The sequence below is a fragment of the Streptomyces doebereineriae genome (assembly GCF_031845645.1).
Taxonomy (GTDB): domain Bacteria; phylum Actinomycetota; class Actinomycetes; order Streptomycetales; family Streptomycetaceae; genus Streptomyces; species Streptomyces canus.
In genome coordinates, this window is sequence record NZ_JAVREZ010000624.1 from 1 (window position 1) to 227 (window position 227).

At 67.0% G+C, this 227-nt stretch carries 1 protein-coding gene; it reads right to left on the reverse strand.

The genetic code is table 11. The features are described from left to right. Nucleotides 1-227, reverse strand: a 227-nt coding sequence (locus RNB18_RS53565) for an IS200/IS605 family accessory protein TnpB-related protein (protein WP_311721251.1), incomplete at both ends; no start/stop codon positions are given.

Below are 227 nucleotides of genomic sequence, written 5' to 3' on the forward strand. Positions count from 1 at the left end.
CGGATCGACGTGCATCACCGGCACCCCCGCCCTGCGGGCCTTGTACGCGATGAACTGCCCCAGCTGGTGGAAAGACCAGCTGGAATGGGTGGCCCGTTGGGGCTTGCGAAGCCGTACCCGCTCGCGGATGCCCGTCAGATCCTCCAGGGCGATCCCACGACCGGTGCGTTCCGCCTCGGCCACCACATGTTTCGCGATCTTGTGGTTGATGTCCTTCGCCCGCCGCG